Below are 23,653 nucleotides of genomic sequence, written 5' to 3' on the forward strand. Positions count from 1 at the left end.
TAATTAATTCTGGTTAACATTTTTTTTTTCGTTGATATAATCACTTGGGGACATGCCAAATTCAGCCTTAAAGCATTTGGTAAAATAAGAGGGATTGTTAAATCCAACTTTGTAAACCACTTCACTTATAGAATGTCTGCCCTCTGCAATAAGCTTTGCAGCTTTGTTCAACCTCACTTTTCTTATAAAATGGTTAATGGAAAGTCCAGAGAGTGCTTTAATTTTTCTATAGAGTTGGTCTTGGCTCATGTTAACGATATCGATTAGGCTCTGTACCGAGAAATCAGACTCTGAGATATGCTTTTCAATTTGTGCCACAATGTTGTCTAAAATTTCCTTATCAATAGATGATGGCATAGCATCTCCAGAGAAACTATCTGAAATCAAAAATTTCTTTTTGAGCTTTTCCCTTGATAGTATAATCTTTTCAATACGAATCAATAGTAGGTTCCTGTTAAAGGGTTTTTCGATATAGGCATCTGCGCCTTTTTCAAACCCTTCAATTCTTGATTCTGGTGAGTTTTTTGCTGTTAAAAGTATGATGGGTATATGGGAAGTTGTAATATGGCTCTTTAATTGACCACATAGTTCAAAGCCATCCATATTATCCATCATCACATCACTTATAATAAGATCAGGAATTTTCTTAATGGCTATATCCAAGCCTAATACCCCATTATCTGCCGTTAGCACATTGTAGTTTTTCTTTAAAATATCCTTGAGGTAATTTAGTATTTCAGGATTGTCGTCTATTACGAGGATGGAGCTCTTTTTCTCTAGTGTTGATGTACTGTTTATTAATTTGGGCGCATCTGTTTGCAAATCTATTATAGGATGATTAACGTGTTCTTCATAGAATGAAGTATCCAAAACGGGAAGGGACACTATAAATTTTGTTCCAGAATCAAGGTTGCTGGTTACCTGGATACTGCCATTGTGTGCCTCTATATAACTTTTCACTAAAGCCATGCCTATGCCGGTTCCCGATGAAAAATTATTAAGTTTAGAGGTATAAAATCTAGTAAAAATATGATTAATTTCATCTGGATGGATTCCTATACCAGAATCTTGAATGACAATAATGATTTTTTCTTTTTGTTTAAAAGATTCTATAAGAATGTGTCCATATTTGGGAGTGAACTTAATGGCGTTGGAAATTAAGTTAAAGAGAATGGATTCCAATTTTACGGGATCGGCAACCAAGGTCAATTCGTCTTCCTGTAAGTTCAGTTCAAAATCAATAGACTTATTATCGGCCTGTTCATTAAATTGATAATAGGTGTTCTGTAAAAAATGGTTAAGATTTATTTGTTTTTTGTTAATGTTTAAGTTTTTGGTTTCTACCTTTCTAAAATCTAGAATTTGGTTTACTAGGTTTAAAAGCATTCTGGAGTTTTTTAAAACACGTTGTAACTTTGTATATACCTCATGGTCAATTTTTGGATTTGACACAACCTCTTCAATAGGACCAATAATTAAGGTTAAGGGCGTTCTAATATCATGGGAAACATTTGTGAAAAACGAAATTTTTTGATCGTGTAGATTGTTTTCCTGTTCGTGCTTGATTTTTTCAATTTTAAGTTCCTGTTTAATCCTAATACGTTCTCTAATGAATTTGAAAACAATATAACCGCTACTTATCAAAAAAATGGAATATATCAGTTTTGCCCAAAAGTTAAACCACCAAGGTTCTTGTTTTATAATAACAAGTTCTCTAATTTTCGAATTCCATGCTTTGTTTTCGGTTGTGGCTTGGGCTTGAAATATGTAGTTCCCCGATGGCAGGTTCGAGTAGGAAACGTTGGCCGATTTATTGTTGGTTTCGTTCCAAAGTGCATCAAAGTTTTTTATCCTATATCGAATTTTACTTTGTTGGTTTTTATTATAGGAAATATTACTTATGTTAAAGGAGAATGTTTGTGCAAAATAGGGTAGTGTTATTGTATCTGAGTAATTGAGACGTTCGGTTAAAATAGTAGTTTTCCATACAGGTTTATTTGGTAGAATATCTTGATCCAATACTTTTAAATTATTAAAAAAAATACTTGAAGCAGATTTTGGTGTTTGGTTAATTTGTGGGTTGGCTATAAGTAGTCCATCATCTGATGCTGCTAAAACCAAATTTTCTTTTTCAATAAAAAGGAGGTCATAAAAACTATGCCCTTTTATAATTGGTTCTACTGTTAAACTTTCTTTGTTGATTTTAAATATACCTTCGTAGGTGCTTACCCAAAAATTTCCTTGCTTGTCTTTGCACAAGGCTGTTGCCACTTTTTCTTGTAGTTGTGGTAACCTTTTAGCCTTTCCGTTATTAGTTATCATACCAAGCCCATTACGACAAAGTAACCAGAGATTTGAGTCTTCTCCCATATACATACTTTCGGGACTTATTTTTTCATTATTGTCGGTAAAGTGCTCTAAGTGTTTCCGATTTGTTATCTCTCCATTCCCATCAAGCGTGAGTTCGAAAACGCCTTTTTTTAGCGAACCTACATAAAGCCTGTCGTTTGCCGTATCTGTATATAGGCATCTAACATCAATTTTATCTTGGGAACTGTTTGAGAGGGTTATTGGTTTCGGTTTTTTCTCTTTGGGCAAAAGGACCATAAGGCCGTTGTTATAGCTTCCTATCCATAAGTTGCCCCTTGGGCCTTTGGTAATGGCGTAAATCCTATCGTTTTTAAGTAATTCAAAATCATACCTATCGGTTACAAGTTTATGGGTATTGGTATTATATGTCCAAATGCCATTTCCCCAGGTCCCTATAAATAATATGCCAGAATTCGAATCAAAGTAAATTGTACTAATAGAATTTATGGATGTTGTTTTCAGAATTGATTCAAATGATTTTTCTTTGCTATTGTAGACCGCCAAACCGTTACCATGTGTTCCTATGTAAATTTCATCATTAAGCGTTTTTTCCAAAGACCATAATACATTTGAAAACAGGTTATTTTCATTTTTTTTATCGTAGACAAATCTGAATTTAGATTCATTAAGGTCCAGCATGTTTAATCCTCCCAACCAAGTGCCTATCCACAAATGGTTGGACTTATCTACAAGCGTTTTGAGTATATAATTTGAGTTTATACTACTACGTTTATTTTCAGAATATGTAAAATTACTAAGTATGTTTCCGTTCGGGCTAAGCTTAAAAAGGCCGTTGCCTTCTGTGCCCGCCCATATAATATTTTTATGGACAGAAAGGGAACGGATAATATTTTGGGGTAATACCCAAGGTCTAATATGGTTGTTGTTTGATTGATATTCCAAAAAACGATCTATTTTAAAAAGCCCATTGTCGGTTCCAATTAATAAAGTGCTATCAACATGCTTTACCTGGTATATTTTGGTAGCATTTTCTAAATAAATATGGGGAAGTAGAATAATTTTTTCATTTCTGTTTTTAATATGGATTAATTCTGGAGCATTTGAAGCTATTAGAATTTCGTTATCGAATGAATAAATATCATTAATTTGGAAAGGCAATTCAGCCACCTCTGTTACTTCTATTTTTGAGTTGTTGACTTGATTGGGTTTTATTTGGTCAATTTTTACTGTAAAAACACTGCCATCACTACATCCAACCCAAACAACACCTTTGTTGTCTAAAGTGAGAGCAGTTAGAGACAATGGTTCGTGAACATCATGGTTTAGGTTTAATCGATTTAGGGTTTCGTTATATTTATTATACAAAAACAGGCCTTTTTGAGCAATGCCAACTAGTATATATCCTTTTTTTAAAAAAAGTAAAGAAGTAATATGGTTTCTAACTTCTTTAGATTCAAGGGGTTTTATGGGTTTAAAATCATTACCATATAAAACATCTAGGCTTTCATTTGTCCCCGCATAAATAAGACCTTCATCATCTGTTATTAAGTGGTCAACGCTTTTAAATGATAAGCCTTCTTTAATACCATAATTTATGAACTGTGCATTTATTAATGATACGTTAATTGTAAAAACCAATATTAATAAAACACGGATCGGATAGCGTGACATACAATGTATTTAAGTCTAAAATTACATTATTATAAGCTATTATTTAATAAAATCAGAAAATATGCTATTAAATCCTGAATTTGTTGTAGTGCTATGAACCTGTGCTAGACAATCAAGAATTTGTTTTAATGTTAGCATTAAGAAAACCTTAACATTGTATTTGACAATAAAAATAACTAACAATCAAATTTATGGAATTATGAAAAAAACCTTTACTTTTTTATTCTTGATTTTGTCATGTTACTGGACTTTTGCGCAAACAATCTCTATAGATGTGTCTGGTAAGGTAACTGATGAATCGGGTCTTCCTCTTGCTGGGGTAAACATTTTGGAAAAAGGTACCTCAAATGGTACACTTACGGATTTTGATGGAAACTATACAATTGCGGTTAGCCAAGGGAGCATTTTGGTGTTTTCTTATGTTGGTATGAAGACCATAGAAGTGGTTGGAGACCAAGCAACAGTAGACGTGATTATGCAAGAGGATGCGGCTAAATTGGATGAAGTAGTGGTTATAGGTTATGGAACCGCCACTCGAAAGGACATTACTGGTTCTGTTGCCAGTATTAAGATTGAAGACTCGCCAATAGCCTTACAGCCAACTACAAATGTATTACAAACCTTGCAGGGTACAGTTCCTGGCGTAAGCATAGGTGCGGTAGCAAGTGCAGGGGGAACTCCAGGCTTACTTATACGAGGGCAAAATTCAATTAGCGGTGGTAACGGACCTTTGATTGTATTGGATGGTGTTATTTTCGATGGGGGATTAAATGAGGTTCCTAGTGATGATATTGCTTCAATAGATGTATTAAAGGATGCCAGTTCGGCAGCTATTTATGGGTCACGGGCAGCCAATGGGGTAATTCTTATCACTACAAAAAGAGGTAAGACCGGTAAACCAACAATTAATTTAAATCACTATGTTGGTGTACAGGAATGGAGTCGCATACCTGATATGATGTTGGGAGAAGAGTTTTTGGACTGGCGAACATATAATTTAAGTCTTACAGGACAACAAGATTTAAGTATTCAAAATATTTTGGATCCTAAAGAATATCAAGCTTATCAAAATGGTCAGCAGTTAGAATGGTTTGATGAGATTTCTCAGTATGCACCAATTCAAAATTATCAGTTGAGTGTATCAGGTAGTAACGATAAAACCAATTATTACCTGTCAGGTAGTTTTTTAGATCAAAAAGGGGTATTGGCCAACGATAGTTTTAAGAAACCCAGTGTTACAGCTAAGTTAGAAACAAAAATTGACGATTGGCTTAAAGTGGGGGCAAATATTTACTATAACTCTATGGATTTTACAGGTATTTCACCAGACATATATATAGCGACCTATTATACGCCTTATAGTAATAAATGGCTAGATGGCCGCGAAGGAGAAGTCTTGGATCGTTTTCCTACAAATAATTTTCTTTACAATCCATTTTGGGGTAATCCCAATTCAGGAGGTTCCGGTATGTATGATGATGATATGGATAAGCAATGGGGTATTAGAGGTACTGGATATGTTGAGGTGGATATTCCAAAGATTGAAGGTTTGACCTTCCGTTTCGACTACACAGGGCGAAGAAATGTATCGCGTTTGGCCCGATTTGCACATGAGTTCAAATTTGTTGACCCTGATGTTCCTGATCAATTGAATGATCCTTCGAGATTTTTAGGTAATGCTGGAGGTTTTCTTCGAACCAATACCTCTCAAGGATGGGTAATGAATAATTTATTGACCTATAAAAAAACATTCGGAGATCATAGGGTTGATGCGGTTTTAGGTTACACAAGAGATTACACGAGACAAGAAACAGTTCAATTTAGTGGTGCTGATTTTGGAAGTGCAGGAAGTACTGTCTTAGGTTTTTACGGGCTTGAATTAGCAAATCCAGAGAAAAAAAGTGGAGTATCTAACTACACCGACTTCTCAAATGTAGGCTATTTGGCAAGGCTGAATTATTCCTATAAAGGACGTTATCACTTAACAGGTAGTTATAGAAGAGATGGATATTCAGCTTTTGCTCCTGGATTTAAGTTTGGAAATTTTTCCGGGGCATCTATTGCTTGGACTGCAAGTGAAGAATCTTTTATAAAGGATAATATACCATCAATTGACTTTTTAAAGTTTAGGATGTCCTATGGAGAGAATGGAAACCAAGCTATTTCGCCCTATTCAACTTTAGCAAATGTAGGGGGCGGATCAACCGTTTTTGGATCACAAACGTTCAATACCTCATTTCCTTCAAGTTTGGCCAATAAATCGTTAACATGGGAGACCACCAAATCATTTAATTTTGGTGTAAACTTTTCATTGTTCAACAACAGATTGTCAGGAGATATAGACATTTATAAAAGTGAAACAACAGATCAGCTACAAAACCTTCAGCTTCCTGTTTTTACTGGTTTTGGCAGTGTAATAACAAACATTGGTCAGGTGGATAATAAAGGAGTTGAAGTATCTTTAAATACGATTAACATTAAGAACAGCAATTTTGAATGGAAAACGGGTATAGTATTTTCATTAAATAGGAATAAATTGGTTAGTCTAACAGGATTAGATGCCGATGGTGATGGCGTTGAAGATGATGATATTGGTAACCGTTGGTTTATAGGTAAGTCATTAGGAGCGATTTACGATTATACAGTAGATGGTATCGTACAAACTGAAGATACAGATTATATCAATACGTTTGGCGTGTCACCTGGAGACTTGAAAATAAGAGATATAGATGGTTTTGATGATGATGGAAACTTAACGGGTCAACCAGATGGACAAATTAATGGAGCCGATAGGTCGGTTATTGGTTATAGCGTACCAAACTATAGGGCTAATATTTCAAATACCCTTACCTATAATAACTTTCAACTATATTTTGATATTAATATTATAGCAGGTGGAGGTAAGGACAATTATTATCTAGCAGGTAATAGAACTGCATTTCTTCCTATTGTGCCAACAGTTGGCAGATGGATTGCGGGGCGTGAATATTGGAGACCAGATCGTCAAAGTAATGTAGTGCCAAGACCTAATTACGGAAATCCTTTTGGCTATGGTTTTTGGCAAGATAGGGCATTTGCAAGATTGCAGAATATAACATTGTCATATAACTTTAATTCTAAGTTAAAGGATTATTTAGGCGTTAAAGACCTTAAGATTTTCGTTACAGGAAAAAATTTATTTACAGAAACAGATTGGGTTGGTTTAGACCCCGAAAATGCAGGTCAAGTTGGTGGTTCCAGTCCTGTTCTTAAAACCTTTACAGCTGGACTTAACCTAAGCTTTTAAAAGAATTGAAATAAAGAATAAAAAATAATATTAAATTATAAAAATTTGATAAATGAAAAACTTAACATATAACAAAATCTGGATAGTGCTTATCGGATTATTACTAACACTATCGTGTTCCGATGAAGACTTTTTGAAAGAAGAGCGCCGTGATGGGCTTAATACAGAAAATGCGTTTAGAAATAAAGCACAATTTGAAACATTATTGGGTAATGTTTACAGACAAATACGGGAGTTTTATAACTCTGGAGATGGAGATAGCGATGCATGGATAAAGGGATTGGGTACTGATGTATTTTTTTGGACTAGGGACGATTCTAGAGTATATAACGATTGGGCTAAGCTTAATCCTTTTGAAGGATATTCGAGTAGATGGTTTAATTGGCAATTTATAATTATAAGGGATGCCAATACAGCTATTGATGCTGCTCAAAAAGAAGATGTAATTTGGAATAGTGATGCAGAACGCGATGCTATTATAGCTGAGGGTCGCTTTTTTAGAGCTTTTGCATATAGAAATTTAGCAAATTTATATGGGGGCGTTCCAATTATTGATGGTCCAGTAACAGAGCCTAAGGTAGATTTTGAAAGAGCTACTAGAGAGGAAACATGGCAGTTTATAAAAGCCGATTTAGAATTTGCTCGAACATATTTGCCATTGGAACCAGAGTTTCCTGGTAAAGTAGTAAGAGCAGCTGCCGATCACCTTTTGGCAGAAGTGAACATATCATTAAAAAACTATGACGAAGCCATAGCTGCTGCCACACGTGTTATTAATGGTACCCACGGAGATTACCAACTTATGGATGGGCGTTTTGGGGCTCGTGCAGATGAGCCAAATAAAAATGTGTATTGGGATCTCTTTCGAATGGGAAATCAAAATAGAGAAGAAAGTGGTAATAAAGAAGGTATCTGGGTAGCACAAATGGAGTATAATGTTCCTGGTGGTACAATAAGATTTGGTCGACCGACAACAGAGCGTATGTTCCAAAATTTTCACTGGGGGTTCCAAAAAGCAGGTTATACGGGACCAGCACAAGATTCAACAGGTCGAGGGGTAGCATTTATAAGAGGGGGTAACCATGTAAATTATACAATTTGGCGAGGTGCCGGAAACGATTTAAGAAATACTGAGGCAGCGATTAAACGTAAATTTTACTTTGCCGACGATGTAGCTCCATATAGTAAAGGCGATGTAATACCTAAATCTTTCTTAACAGTTGCTGAAGACTCAATGCTCCATATTTTTCCTAACTGGCAAAAGTTTGGAACAGATAAACACTTAGATGGAAGACCAGATAATGGCTATGTGCGCGACTTTTATGTGATGCGTTTATCCGAAACTTATTTGTTACGGGCAGAGGCTTATTTAGGTAAAGGACAAAACGATATGGCAGCAGACGATATTAATGCTATTCGTACAAGAGCACAAGCTCCTTTAGTTGATGCAGGTGATGTAGATATTGATTATATACTAGATGAAAGAATCCGTGAATTGTATGGTGAAGAATATAGGATGCTTACTTTAGGGAGGTTAGGATTAATATATGATCGTACCAAACGTTTTGGGTATGAACCTGCACGAAATTCCATTCAAGAATATAATAACCTCTTTCCTATACCCCAGTCTGTTATCGATAGAAATGGAGGAGCAGTTCTGGGTCAAAATCCAGGATATTAGTTTTGTTTAATTTAGTTTGTATATTGCGAAAAAGATGCTGTTTAAGTAGTAAATAGCATCTTTTTTAAAGTAAAACCTGTTTAATTTAATTAAATAAAAATGTAATTACATTTCGTATTCAGCTTGATTTTGGATTTATTGTTAATTAAATAATGTAGTAGACTCAGGTGCACATTTAAAAATTACTAAAATCAGATTGATTAGTCTTTATGGATTATTTATTCATGAAATGGCAATGGTTTATCCATATGCTGCATTAGGTTTTATTGCGATACTTTGTAAAGTACTTTAAAAAGTGAAAACAGTATTTGTGGTTTGAATGCCCAAAAATCTAAAGAGTTTTATGAAAAACTCTAATAATTAAATTAGGTTAATACCAAATAGGTTAGGTTATTGATAACATGAAAAAATACAAGATCATATTTCTGTCTGTAGTAGTTTGCTTGGTAATTACAGTCGATTCCTATACACAAGAGAAAATGGATCATTTTGCCAAAATAGGTAATATGGTATCCGGCACACGATTACATTTATTAGAGCAAAAGGTACCAAAACCTTTACCAGAAGAATATTTACCTGTAACAAACAACCTATCTGCTGCATTCAAGCCAATCCAAAGTATGGATACTGCTGATGAGCTTCACGAAGAGTTGCTTAAGTTCAGGAAAGAGTTTGTCCCTTTTATGGATAACAAAGCCCCCGAATTAAAAACTACCAGAATAAAAATTCCTTTAACTGAATTTAATTGGAGAAAAGAAACGAGTCAAGATGTCTCTAATTTCACAGAAACCCTTAAAGGCAAGGGACAATGGGAAAAGGTACAAATTCCCCATTTTGGACCACCGCGTGGTCGTGCGATAACTTATTATTTCAAAACTTTTGTTTTAACTCAAGAAATGTTGGATAAGGGCAGCTTGTTCGCATGTTTCAAAGCTGTAGATTATAAGGCTTCTGTTTTTGTAAATGGGGCTTTACAGGGAACGCACGAAGGCATGTTTGCCCCGTTCGAGTTCAATTTTACCAAACATGCTAAACTTGGAGAAAACACCATACTTGTTAAGGTAGAAAGCGATTATAATATGACAGGAAGTAATGACCTAAATGGTGTTCGGGTGTATGGCGACAAAATTTTTACCGGAACAGGTGTAGGGTATGATGACCCTGAAATTGGATGGCACATAGCCGATGGTATGGGTATTTATCAGGACTGCTACATTGAAGCTAGGGAAAAACTGCATATCAACGATGTATTTGTCCGTCCTTTACTGGAAAAACAACAAGCCGAAATTTGGTTAGAGGTCAATAATATTTTTGAAGATTATAGGGAAATAACAGCCAAAATAGCCGTTTATGGTCAAAATTTTAAAACAATAGTTATACCCGAGTTTGAATATAAACCTAGCACAAAGTTTATTCAAGGTGTTGGAGACTTAGATAAACCTAACGATGGTAAGCAAAAGTTTCTAAAAATGGGTCATGGAAAAAATTATTTAAAATTAAAGGTAGATATTGAAAATCCCAAAATATGGGATAATAAAACCCCTTGGTTATATCAATTACAAGTAAAATTATTCGATGGAGATAAGAAATTGACTGATACCAAAAAACAACAATTTGGTATGCGCTCATTTACTATGGATACGATAAGTATACCTAAAGGGAGTATGTATTTAAATGGAAATAGGATTCGTTTACGAGGGGCAAATACCATGGGATTTTTACAAGTTGATGTAAAAAACAAAGATTGGAATCAATTAATAGACGATATTTTGCTTGCAAAAATTTGCAACATGAATTTTTTACGTTTAACACAACGCCCAGTACAACCTGAAATTTATGAATATTGCGACAAATTAGGCTTAATGACTCAAACAGATCTTCCCTTATTTGGAGGTGTTCGGCCCAATAAATGGGCAGAAATAGTAAAACAGGCAGGAGAAATGGAACGATTGGTACGTAATCACCCCAGCAATATTATGGTTACCTATATGAATGAGCGTTTTCCAAACGGAGAAGGATTTCCCCAACGTCAAATAGGAGATGCCGAAGGCTATATGAAATTATACAAAGCTTGCGATCAAGCTGTACTAACAGCAAATCCAGATCGAGTAATTAAATCTAGTGATGGTGATTACGACCCACCTTCGCCAGGATTACCCGATAGCCATTGCTACAATGGCTGGTATAATGGGCACGGATTAGGTTTGGGAGAACTACACAAGGGCTATTGGCAATATATTAAACCTGGTTGGTTATATGGTTGTGGCGAGTTTGGCTCAGAAGGACTGGATAATTACAGTGTCATGGAAAAATATTATCCAACATCATGGTTACCACAAAGTAAATCTGAAGAAAAAACGTGGAACGCCAATCGTATTTCAAAAGCACAAACCCATCGTTTTCATTACATGTGGTTCAACACGCAGGACAATGTAAAAGATTGGATAGAAGCAAGTCAAACACATCAAGCTTGGGTAACAAAACTAACTACGGAGTCATTTAGACGCAATCCAGACATGGTTTCATTTGCCATCCACTTATTTATAGATGCTTGGCCAGCAGGTTGGATGAAAACCATTATGGATGTAGATAGACAGCCCAAAAAAGCATTTTTCACTTATAGAAATGCTCTAAAGCCTTTAATGGCAAGCTTAAGGACGGACAGGTATCATTTTAATTCAGGCGAAAAATTAAAAGTAGAAGCTTGGTTATGTAATGATTTAAACGAAATTCCAGAAAATTATACTTTAAAGTACCAACTGGAAAAAGGAAAACGCATTTTATTTTCAAATGAAATAAATGCAAAATTTACTGAAAACTCCTCACAATTTCAAGGATATATTAATAGAAAATTACCAGAAGTAAACGAGAGAACTTCCTTTTTATTAAGACTGGGATTGTTTGATGAAAACGGTAGAGGAATTAGTGAATCTACGATAGATTTAGAAGTGTTTCCAAATATAACAACATCGCCTACAAAAGTTTATGCTGCCAAAACAAAACAAAATAAAGCATTACCATTACTGGATGAATTAAATGTAGATCCTAAAAAAAATTATACCAGTTCCAATACGGTTATTATAGATGATTTTGATTGGTACCAGCAGCATAAGAGTGAAATAGACGATTTGGTGAAAAATGGTAAAAAAGTCGTTTTTATGGAGCTGGGACAAGGCGAGTATTCTATTGGAGAAAGCAATATAAAAGTAGAAAATACGGCTATGGGAAGCTATTATTTTGTATCACCCAAAACAGGACACCCTATAGTTAAGGACAATAAGCCCAATGATTTTAAATTTTGGTACGACGAATCCAAAGATTTAGTATCACCATTTTTAAGTGCTATAATGCTTTTAAATAAAGATTGGGAGCCAATTCTTTTAAGCGGGAATACCAATTGGGTAGGAGATAAAGGAGGAGCCTTTGCAGTTGCCGAAATGAAATACGGTAAAGGAAAATTTATAGTTTGCCAATTGCAGTTAAACCATAGGCTAAATACAAATCCTGTTGCTAAATCTTTTGTAGAGAGACTATTAAAACAGTAATTATGGTTACTAAAATTAAATATTTCATCAAAAGAATTTTATGTACGGTATTTATATTACTTCTATTCACATGTAAAAAAGGAACCAACATACCATATTCGGTTTTAGCAACTAACTTCCCTGGAACTCCAAAAGCTGAAATGGATGGGAACATAATCATTCTAAAAAATGAAGCTATCGAAGCTGTTTGGAGTATAGCAAACAGTACTATAGAACTTGAAAGAGTATCCAATAACTATGACCATACTGAAGTGAATTTTAAAGATATTACCCTTTTTAATATAGAATTCGAAAATGGTGAAAATTTAAACAATAAAGATTTTAACCTTCAAGAGACTTTAAGTTTAAAAAACTTAAAACCTACAGATAGTTTACCAAATAACACCTTGTCTTTTTCAGGGAAGGAAATTTCAGGTAATTTTATTTCAGGAGACAAAAATATTGCAATCCATTGGGCTGCCCAATTAAGGGAGGGATCCAATTACATAAAACAAAATATTAGTATCAAAGCAAACCATACACCTGTAAAGATTAAGAAAATAACTTTCTTTGATGGGACACTACAAGGAGCATGGTATGATGGATCGGTATTGGGATCTCCTATAATATATAAGAACTTCTTTTTTGGAATGGAACATCCCATAGCCCAAAGCAAGGCCTTGTTGGTTAGAACCATAGGAGATGTTAGTGTACCTCAAGTAGATATATCTAATATAATAGATGCTACAGGGGAGTATGTGGTTTCCTATGAACATGCAGGTGGTCCTGACCAGTTCAATATCAATTCAATAGCCCTTCTTGAAAATGGTGAATTAGTAACGGAGGATATGCATGTGTTGAATGGTACTGGCGGAAGCAATCTTTATAAATTGGAATTGAAATCCTATACAAAAGATGCTATATATGAGATGAAAGCTAGTATAAATCAACCGGAAAACGCTACAGGAACATTTCATATCTACAAAAAGACTCCTAATATTTTAAATTTTTATGTAAAAAGAGAAGATGAGTTAAAGCCTTCTGAAAATATTTCAGAATGGGCTGTAATGGGTGTGTTTCCAAAAAATCAAAAGAGGAGATTTTTTAGTGACTATATAAAAAGGGAAAGAGCACGACCTTACAAACAGTTCTTGCACTACAACTGTTGGTGGGATATTACCGATGATGGCGCGTCCAGTTTTACCTCAGAACAGCTGATAGAGCGTATGCATGCCTGGAACGAAAAATTTATAGAACCCTATAATATTAAACTAGATGCATTTGTTTTTGATGATGGTTGGGATGATTTGGATAAGGTGTGGTATTTTGATCCAATAAAGTTCCCAAACGGATTTGAGAGCCAAGCCAAACTTTGCAAGGTGTATAATTCAGGAATTGGAGTTTGGATGTCGCCATTTGGAGGCTATTTAGAAAATAAAGACAGAAGGGTTGCATCTGCAAAAAGAGAAGGGTTAGAAACAAATGATAAAGGTTTAAGTCTTGCCGGCAAAAATTATTACAATCGCTTTTTGGAACGGGCAACAGATATGTTGGTAAATTACAAAGTAAACTATTTTAAGTTTGATGGTTTTGGAGGTTCAGAACCAAAATATCTTCCAGATATGGAAGCAGGAGTGAAACTCATTTCCAATTTAAGAAAAACAAACCCAGAAGTCTATATCAATATTACCGTAGGCACATGGCCTTCACCTTTCTGGTTAAAATATGCCGATTGTATATGGCGAGGGGCAGGCGATTTACATCAAGCGGGCGTAGGTAGTACTACGCAAAAAATGATTACCTATAGAGATGGGACACTCCATAATAATATTGTAAACAGAGCACCCCTATATCCTCTCAATTCAATAATGACAGTAGGCATAGCCTATGCCAATTTAGGACATCCATCAAAGTATGTCAATGATGATTTGGACGATTTTAAAGATATGGTATATTCTTCTTTTGCAGCTGGATCTAGCTTGCAGGAATTATATATTAGTTACAATAAGATGAAACCTGAGTTTTGGGCTGTAGTCGCAGAGGGTGCTAATTGGGCGAAAGCCAATGAATCTATTTTGGAAGACACGCATTGGATTGGTGGCAGCCCTATTAATTTAGAAACATATGGTTTTGCTTCATGGACTACAGAAAAAGGGATTATTTCCCTTAGAAACCCAAGTGATAAAAAAGTAAAATTTAAATTAAACCTAGCAGAAGTCTTTGAACTTCCAAAAGAAATACATTCCGATTTTGAATTTAAAAGCCCTTGGAATGAGGACAAGGAAAAAGAAAATATCATTATAAATGCCAATGAAACCAAAGAGATTGAATTAGAGCCTTTTGAAGTACGCATTTTAGAAGGCTATTTAATAAATAACTTAAAGTAATTATTTATAAAGATGTTAAGTACAAAGTGTTGGTGAGGACCAGATCCTTTCAAGAAATTTGGAATAAAGTAAAGATAAATGAAAAATCCAATTGTACATGAGAATTTCCTGTTGCAAACCAATACGGCACAAAAACTATATCATGATTTCGCATGCAAAATGCCTATCATAGACTACCATTGTCACTTATCACCTAGAGAAATTGCAGAGAATAGAATTTTTGAAAATCTATCCCAAATTTGGTTGGAAGAAGACCATTATAAATGGCGTGCTATGCGAGCCAATGGAATTCAGGAAGAATATGTGTCTGGAAAGGCAACAGACTGGGAAAAATTCCAAAAATGGGCAATAACAGTTCCCTATACCATGCGAAACCCTCTGTACCATTGGACACATTTAGAACTGAAAAAACCATTTGGAATTGACGACATTCTAAATAAGAATTCTGCTAAAGATATTTATAATACGGCATCTCAAAAACTAAGTAGTGGAGAGCTGTCTGTTGAAAATATTTTAAAATGTTTTAATGTTCAAAAGATTTGTACAACAAATGATCCAGTAGATTCACTAAAGTGGCATCAGCAAATTGTTCAAAGCAAAATGGAATTGCAAGTATCTATGGCGTGGCGTCCAGACAAAGCAATGGATGTAAGAGATCCAAAAGAGTTTAATAGCTATATTGACCGTTTAGAAGAAGTTAGTTCAAGTACTATTAGTACATATTCCGATTATTTGGAGGCACTTAAGTCTAGGCATGATTATTTTCATGAAAGAGGCTGTAGGCTTGCAGATCATGGATTGGAATTTCCTTTTCCAGTTGAAGTTTACACCCAAAAAGAGGTCGCCTCAATATTTTTAAAAATCCGATTGGGGAAAGAATTGACATCCAATGATCGGCAAAAACTCATGAGTTCCTTTTTATACGAATTTGCTATTTGGAATTTTGAAAAGGGATGGGTACAACAGTACCATATAGGAGCCTTTCGAGATGTAAACAAAAGGGGGGTAAGCAATGTAGGACAAGGATGTGGTTACGACTCCATTTCAGATTTTCCCTATGCCGTTTCTATGGGTGAGTTTTTCAACCGATTGGAAGAAAAAGAAAAGTTGACTAAAACAATTGTTTATAATCTCAATCCTAAGGACAACGAAATGGTGGCTACTATGATGGGGAATTTTCAAGACGGATCGGTACCTGGCAAGATGCAGTATGGAGCTGGATGGTGGTTCTTGGACCAAAAAGATGGTATTGAGAAACACATAAATACACTGTCCAATCAGGGCCTATTAAGTAGGTTTATTGGTATGCTTACAGATTCTCGCAGTTTTTTGTCTTACTCAAGACATGAATATTTTAGAAGAATATTATGTAATATAATAGGTAATGATGTTGAGAATGGTGAACTTCCAAACGATATTGAATTTCTGGGGCGTATGGTTCAGGATATTTCTTATAATAATGCCAATGAATATTTCGATTTTTGAAATACAATTTAAACTATAATGAATACAATAGAAAACATAGTCAATTTAACCGATAGGGTTGCCTTGATAACCGGAGGTGGTTCTGGTATTGGCCTTGGAATTGCAAAACAGTTTATAGACTTAGGAGCTAAGGTAGTTATTACTGGGCGTGACCTAAAAAAATTAGAGGAAGCAAAGGCAAAATTAGGTGCAAATTGTTTTTACTTTGCTAACGACGTTACCAAAAAGGAAGAACATGAAAATCTGGTAAAGTCCATAGAGGAAAAAATTGGGCCAATCCAAATTCTGGTCAATAATGCGGGGCGCCATTCCAAAAAACCATCTTTGGAAGCTACCGATGGGGAATTTCAAGAAATAATGGATACCAATGTAAATAGTATTTTTGCGCTTACAAGAACGGTGCTTAAGTATATGATTGCCAGGAAAAAAGGTTCAGTAATCAACATAAGTTCCATGACCGCACTTTATGGGATTCCATTAGTTGTTGCTTACAGTAGTTCTAAAACGGCCCTTCTTGGAATGACGAGAACTTTGGCTTCAGAGTATTCGCATACAGGGGTACGGTTTAATGCCATAGCACCTGGTTTTATAGAATCCAAAATGTTTCGTAATGCCATGTCACAAGATCCTGAGCGCGAAAGGAAAATCCTTTCCAGAACTCCCGCCCAACGTTTTGGTTTGCCCTCAGATATTGCAAAAGCTGCAGCGTTTCTCGCTTCCGATGCTTCAGAATTTATAACTGGTATATGCTTACCAGTAGATGGTGGAAACTCTATTGGGTTTTAATAAATTATTTTAAAAGGTAAGCAATGTCAAAATTAAAACAACTTATAGCCAGTATATTGCCTGGGATTTTCCTGATTGGATACAATGTAGGTACAGGAAGTGTTACCTCTATGTCCAAGGCAGGAGCTAATTTTGGCTTAGATCTTTTATGGACCGTGCTTATTAGTTGTTTAATAACCTACTACCTTATTGTGTTATTTAGTAAATATACTATGGTTACAGGAGAAACCATTATTCAAGGTATAAAAAAGCATATTCATCCTAGTATAACCATCATTTTAATAGCAGCTCTATCTATAATTATATTAAGTGCATTAATGGGCCTAGTAGGTGTTCTGGCAGATGTGTTGGCAGTTTGGTCTAAAAGTATATTGGTTATTGGTATTACACCTTTAGTGTGGGCAATAATTATAGCTATAAGTATTTATATACTGCTATGGATAGGGAATTATGTTTTTTTTGAAAAAGTACTGGCAGTATTTGTAGCTATTATGGGTATAGCATTCATTGCAACGATGTTCATCAATTTCCCTTCTATAAAAGAATTGGCTAAAGGTTTATTACCCTCACTCCCAGAAACCGCTGAGGGAAGTGATAACAGTGCTCTAATTATTATATCGGGAATGGTAGGAACAACAGTTTCTGTATTCGCATTTATTATTCGTTCTCAAATAGTAAAAGAAGTAGGATGGAAAATAAAAGATAATAAAATACAGAGGCGGGATGCCTTGGTTAGTGCCTCCATGATGTTTTTTATAAGTGCAGCAGTCATGATAACGGCCGCTACAACTTTACATGTACAAGGATTAACTATGAACAATGTAGCAGAAATGGTCCCTTTACTGGAACCCATTGCAGGGAAAGAAGCATTGAGTGTGTTTGTTATTGGTATTGTTGCTGCAGGGTTATCATCTCATTTACCAAATTTATTGGTAATTCCGTGGTTAATTATAGATTATAAAAATGAAGAAAGAAATACACAAACAAAAAAATACAGAATTATTTTATTTTTCTTATCAGTTATAAGTGTTTTTGGTGTTGTTTTTGGCTTTAAGCCTGTGTTTGTACTAATATTATCTCAGGCATGTATAACAATAATACTTCCGGTTACCATAGCTTGTATATTTTACCTCACCTCCAAAAAAGTATTGATGGGTAATCATGTAAATTGCATTTATGACTATGTTTTATTGAGCATAATTTTATTGTTCTCAGTTTATGTAAGTACATTGGGAATTAAAGGATTAATTACAGATTTGTCAACAATTTAAAAGTTAGTAACAAATGAAATTAGGATTTGGATTATATAAGCACATGCTTAATGATACCCATTACCGTTTTGCTAAACAATGTGGGGCAACACATATAATTATACATCTTGTAGATTATTTTAGACATGAAAAAAACAATAAAGAAAATGCAAATCAACCCATTGGTCAAAAAGAAGGATGGGGTATAGCAGGTGATGGAAAATTATGGAGTTTAGAGTATTTATTGAAAATTAAAAGTGAAATTAATAGTTATGGTCTAGAATTGGAAGGGATTGAAAATTTTGATCCTGCCATGTGGCATGATGTTTTATTGGATGGACCTAAAAAAGAAGCTCAAATAGAGCTTATAAAAGAACAAATTAGAATAGTTGGACAAGCTGGGATTCCAGTATTTGGATATAATTTTTCGTTAGCAGGAGTTTCAAGTAGAACTGTAGGGGCTTATGCAAGAGGAGGTGCTGTTTCTGTCGGAATGGAAGGAAAAGTTGATGAAACCCCAATACCAAACGGAATGGTTTGGAACATGGTATATGATGAAAATGCGATTGAAGGCGTAATTCCAAAAATTACACATGAAGAGTTATGGAGTCGTTTACAATACTTTTTAAATAATATAATTCCAGTAGCAGAAGAATCTGGGGTTAAAATGGCAGCCCACCCAGACGATCCTCCAATGCCATATGTTAGAAACACACCAAGACTCGTTTATCAACCCCAGCTATATCAGAAGCTTATTGATATAGAATCAAGTAAAAACAACCAACTTGAGTTTTGTTTAGGTTCCATTGCAGAAATGACTGATGGGGATGTATACAAAGCAACCGAACAGTATAGCAGTCAAAATAAAATAGCCTATATCCACTTTAGAAACGTTGTAGGTAAGGTGCCTAATTATAAAGAAGTATTTGTGGATGAAGGTGATATTGATATGGTGCAAATTATAAGAATTCTTAAAAAGAACAATTTTAAAGGTGTGCTGATTCCAGACCACACACCACAAATGTTGTGTGATGGCTCATGGTATGCAGGTATGGCATTTGCTATGGGGTATATGAAAGCGGCATTAACTATTGTTAATTAAGAATAGAATAGTGCTAAATTTTTAATGATTAGTCTACCACAAATTCGAGGAGATGGATATGGGTTTTTCCAACTTGGGGGTGTATCATTTTCTTTTGCACCTCCATGGTGTTTTTGGTTGGCAATGTTTCTATAAAGTTTTGGGTGAATATACAGGCTTGAACGAATATAAGTAATTGGGAGCTGTAGGGATTGTAATAATCTCATCTTTTTCCAGATCAATTATTTCTGAGGTTCCAGAATATTCGCAAACGATTTTTGTTTGTCCCCATGGATTCAATAATTGTAATTTACCCCAAACTGTCGATACAACTTCAATATGCTCTATTTGTGAGTCGCTTTGCTTTGATGAAACAAGGAAACCACCCTGTGCCCTTAGGTTTTTAAATGTTCCGTTTTTGTGTAATGGCCACGCAGGGAAAACACGAATAATATCATCAACGCTTTGTAGTAAAAGCTCTGATATGGCTCCAGATGCCGAAAAAGTTTCAGTGTAAATTCCAAAACTGTTAAACTGATGATCTCCCGGCATAAGCGTTAATATGCCATTGCGTCTTCGTCTGGATAGAAATTCTGATTTCATCCATTCCCATGTACCTTCCAAGCTTAAACGGGCTTTGGCAACAGCCATGGTAACGGTTGAATTCACTCCGGTACAGTTAATATTTGTTACGGTGTTTTTTAAAATTTCTTTTTCGTCCGATTCTGAAAACCACGAATATATTTCTGCAGGAAATACGGAGGCCACAGTCGTTGGAATGTTATGGTTTCGTTCTGGGTCATCTCCCGGCCAATCAACCACTACGGACGTATCACCATTAGAGATGGGCAAGTCTGGGATGAGAAGCACATTTTCTTTTATCCTATGTTCCAGATCAGTATCAAGCTCCAATAGTGCTATAGCTTCCAATGTTGATTTGAATGTCGATCTAATAAAGGCAATATCAAATGCAGAGTTGAATGTCCCAAAATCTCCATGTTCTGGACTATAACTAGGCCCTAGTATGGCTTTACCATGCTCATCTAATTTACATTGTGCAATTAGATTACAATAGAATAGGGATATCTCTTTCAGAATAGGGTATGCAACATGTTCTAGGTAGGTTTCATTCGGGTAGTATTTGTACCGTAACCATATGTTCCGGGCAACATAACCCGAAACGCCCAAGGCATAGGACCAGGGAACATAGGCCATCATTCTTTTATTAATACTTTTGCAGTCTGCTGGATTAGGTTCATGCGCAAATATGTTGACAGGGAAACATGCACCTTCCAATCCATATGTTTCCTTGGCAAACCATTTGGCTCTGGGCATATAATCTGAAATTAATTTTGTGTAAGGTTCAGACAGCTCTCCATGGTTTGAACTGTAGGGTCCCCAAAACGCTTGTTCCACATTATAGTCAAGTGTGTAACTACCATGCCATAAGGCATTTTCGTTCGCAGCACCGGCATAAAGGCCAATAGGGTATACGTTTGGTTTACTAACGCAACGCATAAAATATAGATTTTGATACCAAATATTGGTTAACGCTTTATCCTCCAGGTCAATGCCACTTTTTGCCCAAAATTGATTCCAAATCGTTTCGTGGTTCGCAATCAATTCCGTTGTATTTGTACTCAGTACGTCTTTTGCTAATGCAATGGCTTCTTTTTTAGGTTGCTCAGATTCTAAAGAGCTTACAATGGCGACTACTGTTTTGCCGTTCTTTTGAGCAAGTGCAACGGCAAAACTCATGCCTTTCCAGTCTTTGTCCCCTGGAAGTTCTTGGAAAATCCATTGCACATTGTTGTCATTACCTTTTTTTGCCTGCGGAAGATGGTCAACCACAATAGACTCTAGTTCAACCTTTTCATTTGTATCGATTAAAAATACATTTTGCTGTGCTAAAGCCCTTATGGTTAAATCTTTGTTATTCTGTTTTATTGTAGCCTTAGCATGATGGATGTTTAATTCTGAATGGAACGATCCTAAATTTTTAATAATGAGTCTGCCACAAATTCTGGGAGATGGATATGGGTTTTTCCAACTTGGAGGGGTGTCGTGTTCTTTAGCCCCTCCATGGTATTTTTGGTTGGCAACATCTATTTTCATCAGGGGAGGGTCATTTTCTGTATCTAACCTTGCATCCCAAACATCATTTTTTGATAAATGCACCACCAAATCGTTCCCTTTCGAAAAAACCATGCCGTTGATATCTCCATTTCCCAAGAAAACAGAATTTTCGATGGGGTTGGCATGGTTCTTTTGTGCAATAAGAGCTCCATTCAATGCTTCAGGGAACGGAATCTCTAAAGATGATTCTTCGTGTTTTTTACATGAACATAGTGTTGCTAACACCAATAAAACATGAAATAATATCTTTGTTTTAAACATTATTTATAAACTACCTTTCTAAGGTAAACCTTTTCACTTGAAATGTTATCAGCAAGATCGAATTCAACCATAATAGAATTTTCTTCCATAGTAGGATGTGCAGTAATATTCAATTCAATTCTACTAAAAACCCGATCGACCTTGCTAAAACCAGGGGTTTCTACGCCTTGCAGAAATAAGGAAACATTAGAGGGTTTGTTTGGATTTTTGTCTTCATCATTTGATACAAACAATTCGTATAAACCAGGACGGTCTATATGGCTTGATAAATCAATTTTAAATCGTTGCTTTTCACCTTCAAAATGAAATTGTTCTATTGTTCCAATCTCTTTCAAATCCAAGTATTCTTTAGAAACTCCTGTGCTGTAATCCCGTCCGTAATCATCTTTTGTACTATTGAACCTGTTATAGTCTTTAGGATCGTTTACAAAGTACACGGCTAGCTTACGTATAATGGGTTCGGCAGCTTGTTCTAAGCTCCTGAATCTGATTTTCGTAACATGTACCGGGTCGAACTTATCGATACGTTTGTGGCCAATTGAAATACCTTCAACAATTTTAAACCAGTTTTTACCGTCAGTCGTTCCATCTATAGCATAGCGTCTTACCCGCTCTCCGTATGTAATGTCTTCCATGGTAATGACATGATCAATTTGGGTTTCTTTGCCCAAGTCTAGCTCAACTAGCCATCCTTTACCTGAAGTTTCTTTAATGCTCTTAGAAAAACGCTTTCTTATTTCATCTCCAAGTTGCTTGTATAGCTTCATGTCGGCTTGAGGGATAAGTCCTGTGGTATCTGGGGCTGAGTTTAATAGAAACAATCCACCACGTCCAACAGATTTATAATAGCATTCCATTAAGTTATCCATAGATTTTAGTTTGCCTTCGTTTTCGGGCGACCAAAACCAATAATGGTCTTTTAATGTAGTGTTTACTTCCAAGGGCATCCATAAATCACCATTGGGGTCACCATGCGCAGCGGTAGCCATTCCTGTTGCCCCGTCTTCTTTCTTTACGCTATTCCATGCTGGGTATGGAGCGATACCTCTTTCGTTACCTACCCATCTAATATTCGCCATGGAACTTCCAAATACGATGGCATTGGGGGCATATTTTTCTTTGATGTCTTCTAATGGTATAATGCAATTGCCATCAAACCATATTTCAGTAGCTTCACCATATCGCGATAAAACTTCTTCCCACTGCTGTCTGTAAACCTTATTATAGGCTTCCTGCATATTAGGATCCTTGGTGCGCCCAGCACCACCTAAATAGGCACCATAGGTTAAGTCTCCTGGATAAACATAAATACCAAGTTTCATACCTCTTGCTTTGCAGGCGTCGGAAAGTTCTTTTAACACATCGCCTTGACCATCTTTGTATGCCGTATTTTTTACGCTGTACTCAGATGTATCGGTTTGCCACCAACAAAAGCCACTGGAATGTTTAGCTACAAATAGAACCATTTTAGCTCCAAAGGCCTCAGCGGCATCAATCCATTGGTTGACATCTAGTTTGCTAGGATTCATTTTCTCAATAGGGTAGGTGTGGTTTCCTTGTTCTACACCTTCCCAAGTACAAGGGTCAAGACAGATAAACATGGTTTGTTCCATATCCTGCCAATCCATTTGAGCTTGAGAGGGTAGTGCTAAATTACTTTTAATGGTTTTGGGTTCTTCTGCTGTAACCCAATCCAAATTTGGATTGGTGTTGTTTTTGCAACTCTGAAAAATAATCATAAAAATTGCAGCGATAAAAAATATTCGTTTCATGT

The 23,653-nt window shown here is 35.6% G+C and carries 11 protein-coding genes; 8 read left to right on the forward strand and 3 right to left on the reverse strand.

The window, feature by feature from the left end; genetic code table 11:
- Positions 1 to 3: 3 nt before the first annotated feature.
- The gene (locus tag MR053_RS10985) at positions 4 to 4,002 is read right to left on the reverse strand and encodes a hybrid sensor histidine kinase/response regulator transcription factor (protein ID WP_242132480.1); all 3,999 of its coding nucleotides are present in this window, start codon (positions 4,000 to 4,002) and stop codon (positions 4 to 6) included.
- Positions 4,003 to 4,201: 199 nt separating this feature from the next.
- Here MR053_RS10985 and MR053_RS10990 point away from each other — a divergent pair, with 199 nt between their 5' ends.
- The 8 genes from MR053_RS10990 to MR053_RS11025 all read left to right on the forward strand — a co-directional run bounded on the left by MR053_RS10990 (position 4,202) and on the right by MR053_RS11025 (position 19,503).
- Positions 4,202 to 7,288, forward strand: coding sequence for a SusC/RagA family TonB-linked outer membrane protein (locus MR053_RS10990; protein ID WP_242132481.1), 3,087 nt, complete (start codon positions 4,202 to 4,204; stop codon positions 7,286 to 7,288).
- 52 nt (positions 7,289 to 7,340) lie between these two features.
- Positions 7,341 to 8,969, forward strand: coding sequence for a RagB/SusD family nutrient uptake outer membrane protein (locus MR053_RS10995; RefSeq protein ID WP_242132482.1), 1,629 nt, complete (start codon positions 7,341 to 7,343; stop codon positions 8,967 to 8,969).
- Positions 8,970 to 9,370: 401 nt separating this feature from the next.
- A complete protein-coding gene (locus MR053_RS11000; protein WP_242132483.1) occupies positions 9,371 to 12,514 on the forward strand; it encodes a glycoside hydrolase family 2 protein in 3,144 nt (1,047 codons plus the stop codon).
- Between the two features lie 2 nt (positions 12,515 to 12,516).
- A complete protein-coding gene (locus MR053_RS11005) occupies positions 12,517 to 14,880 on the forward strand; it encodes an alpha-amylase family protein (RefSeq protein WP_242132484.1) in 2,364 nt (787 codons plus the stop codon).
- Between the two features lie 78 nt (positions 14,881 to 14,958).
- Positions 14,959 to 16,365 carry a glucuronate isomerase gene (gene uxaC, locus MR053_RS11010; protein ID WP_242132485.1) on the forward strand — a complete coding sequence of 469 codons (1,407 nt, stop codon included), beginning with the start codon at positions 14,959 to 14,961 and terminating at the stop codon, positions 16,363 to 16,365.
- Positions 16,366 to 16,383: 18 nt separating this feature from the next.
- Positions 16,384 to 17,151 (forward strand): SDR family NAD(P)-dependent oxidoreductase, encoded by a 768-nt coding sequence (locus MR053_RS11015; RefSeq protein ID WP_242132486.1) that lies wholly within the window; start codon positions 16,384 to 16,386, stop codon positions 17,149 to 17,151.
- Between the two features lie 23 nt (positions 17,152 to 17,174).
- Entirely contained in the window at positions 17,175 to 18,422 is a 1,248-nt protein-coding gene (locus MR053_RS11020; protein WP_242132487.1) for an Nramp family divalent metal transporter, read from the forward strand.
- Between the two features lie 13 nt (positions 18,423 to 18,435).
- Positions 18,436 to 19,503, forward strand: a complete 1,068-nt coding sequence (locus tag MR053_RS11025; RefSeq protein ID WP_242132488.1) for a mannonate dehydratase — start codon at positions 18,436 to 18,438, stop codon at positions 19,501 to 19,503.
- Positions 19,504 to 19,632: 129 nt separating this feature from the next.
- Here the strand turns inward: MR053_RS11025 and MR053_RS11030 are convergent, their stop codons facing one another.
- On the reverse strand, positions 19,633 to 21,879 hold the full coding sequence (locus tag MR053_RS11030; RefSeq protein ID WP_242132489.1) for a glycosyl hydrolase family 95 catalytic domain-containing protein: 2,247 nt from the start codon (positions 21,877 to 21,879) through the stop codon (positions 19,633 to 19,635).
- On the reverse strand, positions 21,879 to 23,651 hold the full coding sequence (locus MR053_RS11035) for an alpha-L-fucosidase (protein WP_242132490.1): 1,773 nt from the start codon (positions 23,649 to 23,651) through the stop codon (positions 21,879 to 21,881). Before MR053_RS11035 ends, MR053_RS11030 begins: the two co-directional genes overlap by 1 nt.
- Positions 23,652 to 23,653: the final 2 nt, after the last annotated feature.

This window comes from Aestuariivivens marinum, assembly GCF_022662175.1.
Lineage (GTDB): Bacteria > Bacteroidota > Bacteroidia > Flavobacteriales > Flavobacteriaceae > Aestuariivivens > Aestuariivivens marinum.

Excerpts from the sequence above, each read along its gene's own strand:
- MR053_RS10985 (WP_242132480.1), bottom strand. The coding sequence starts at position 4,002 with ATGTCACGCTATCCGATCCGTGTTTTATTAATATTGGTTTTTACAATT.
- MR053_RS11000 (WP_242132483.1), top strand. The coding sequence starts at position 9,371 with ATGAAAAAATACAAGATCATATTTCTGTCTGTAGTAGTTTGCTTGGTA.
- MR053_RS11030 (WP_242132489.1), bottom strand. The coding sequence starts at position 21,879 with ATGTTTAAAACAAAGATATTATTTCATGTTTTATTGGTGTTAGCAACA.
- MR053_RS11015 (WP_242132486.1), top strand. The coding sequence starts at position 16,384 with ATGAATACAATAGAAAACATAGTCAATTTAACCGATAGGGTTGCCTTG.
- uxaC (WP_242132485.1), top strand. The coding sequence starts at position 14,959 with ATGAAAAATCCAATTGTACATGAGAATTTCCTGTTGCAAACCAATACG.
- MR053_RS11025 (WP_242132488.1), top strand. The coding sequence starts at position 18,436 with ATGAAATTAGGATTTGGATTATATAAGCACATGCTTAATGATACCCAT.
- MR053_RS11005 (WP_242132484.1), top strand. The coding sequence starts at position 12,517 with ATGGTTACTAAAATTAAATATTTCATCAAAAGAATTTTATGTACGGTA.
- MR053_RS11020 (WP_242132487.1), top strand. The coding sequence starts at position 17,175 with ATGTCAAAATTAAAACAACTTATAGCCAGTATATTGCCTGGGATTTTC.
- MR053_RS11035 (WP_242132490.1), bottom strand. The coding sequence starts at position 23,651 with ATGAAACGAATATTTTTTATCGCTGCAATTTTTATGATTATTTTTCAG.
- MR053_RS10990 (WP_242132481.1), top strand. The coding sequence starts at position 4,202 with ATGAAAAAAACCTTTACTTTTTTATTCTTGATTTTGTCATGTTACTGG.
- MR053_RS10995 (WP_242132482.1), top strand. The coding sequence starts at position 7,341 with ATGAAAAACTTAACATATAACAAAATCTGGATAGTGCTTATCGGATTA.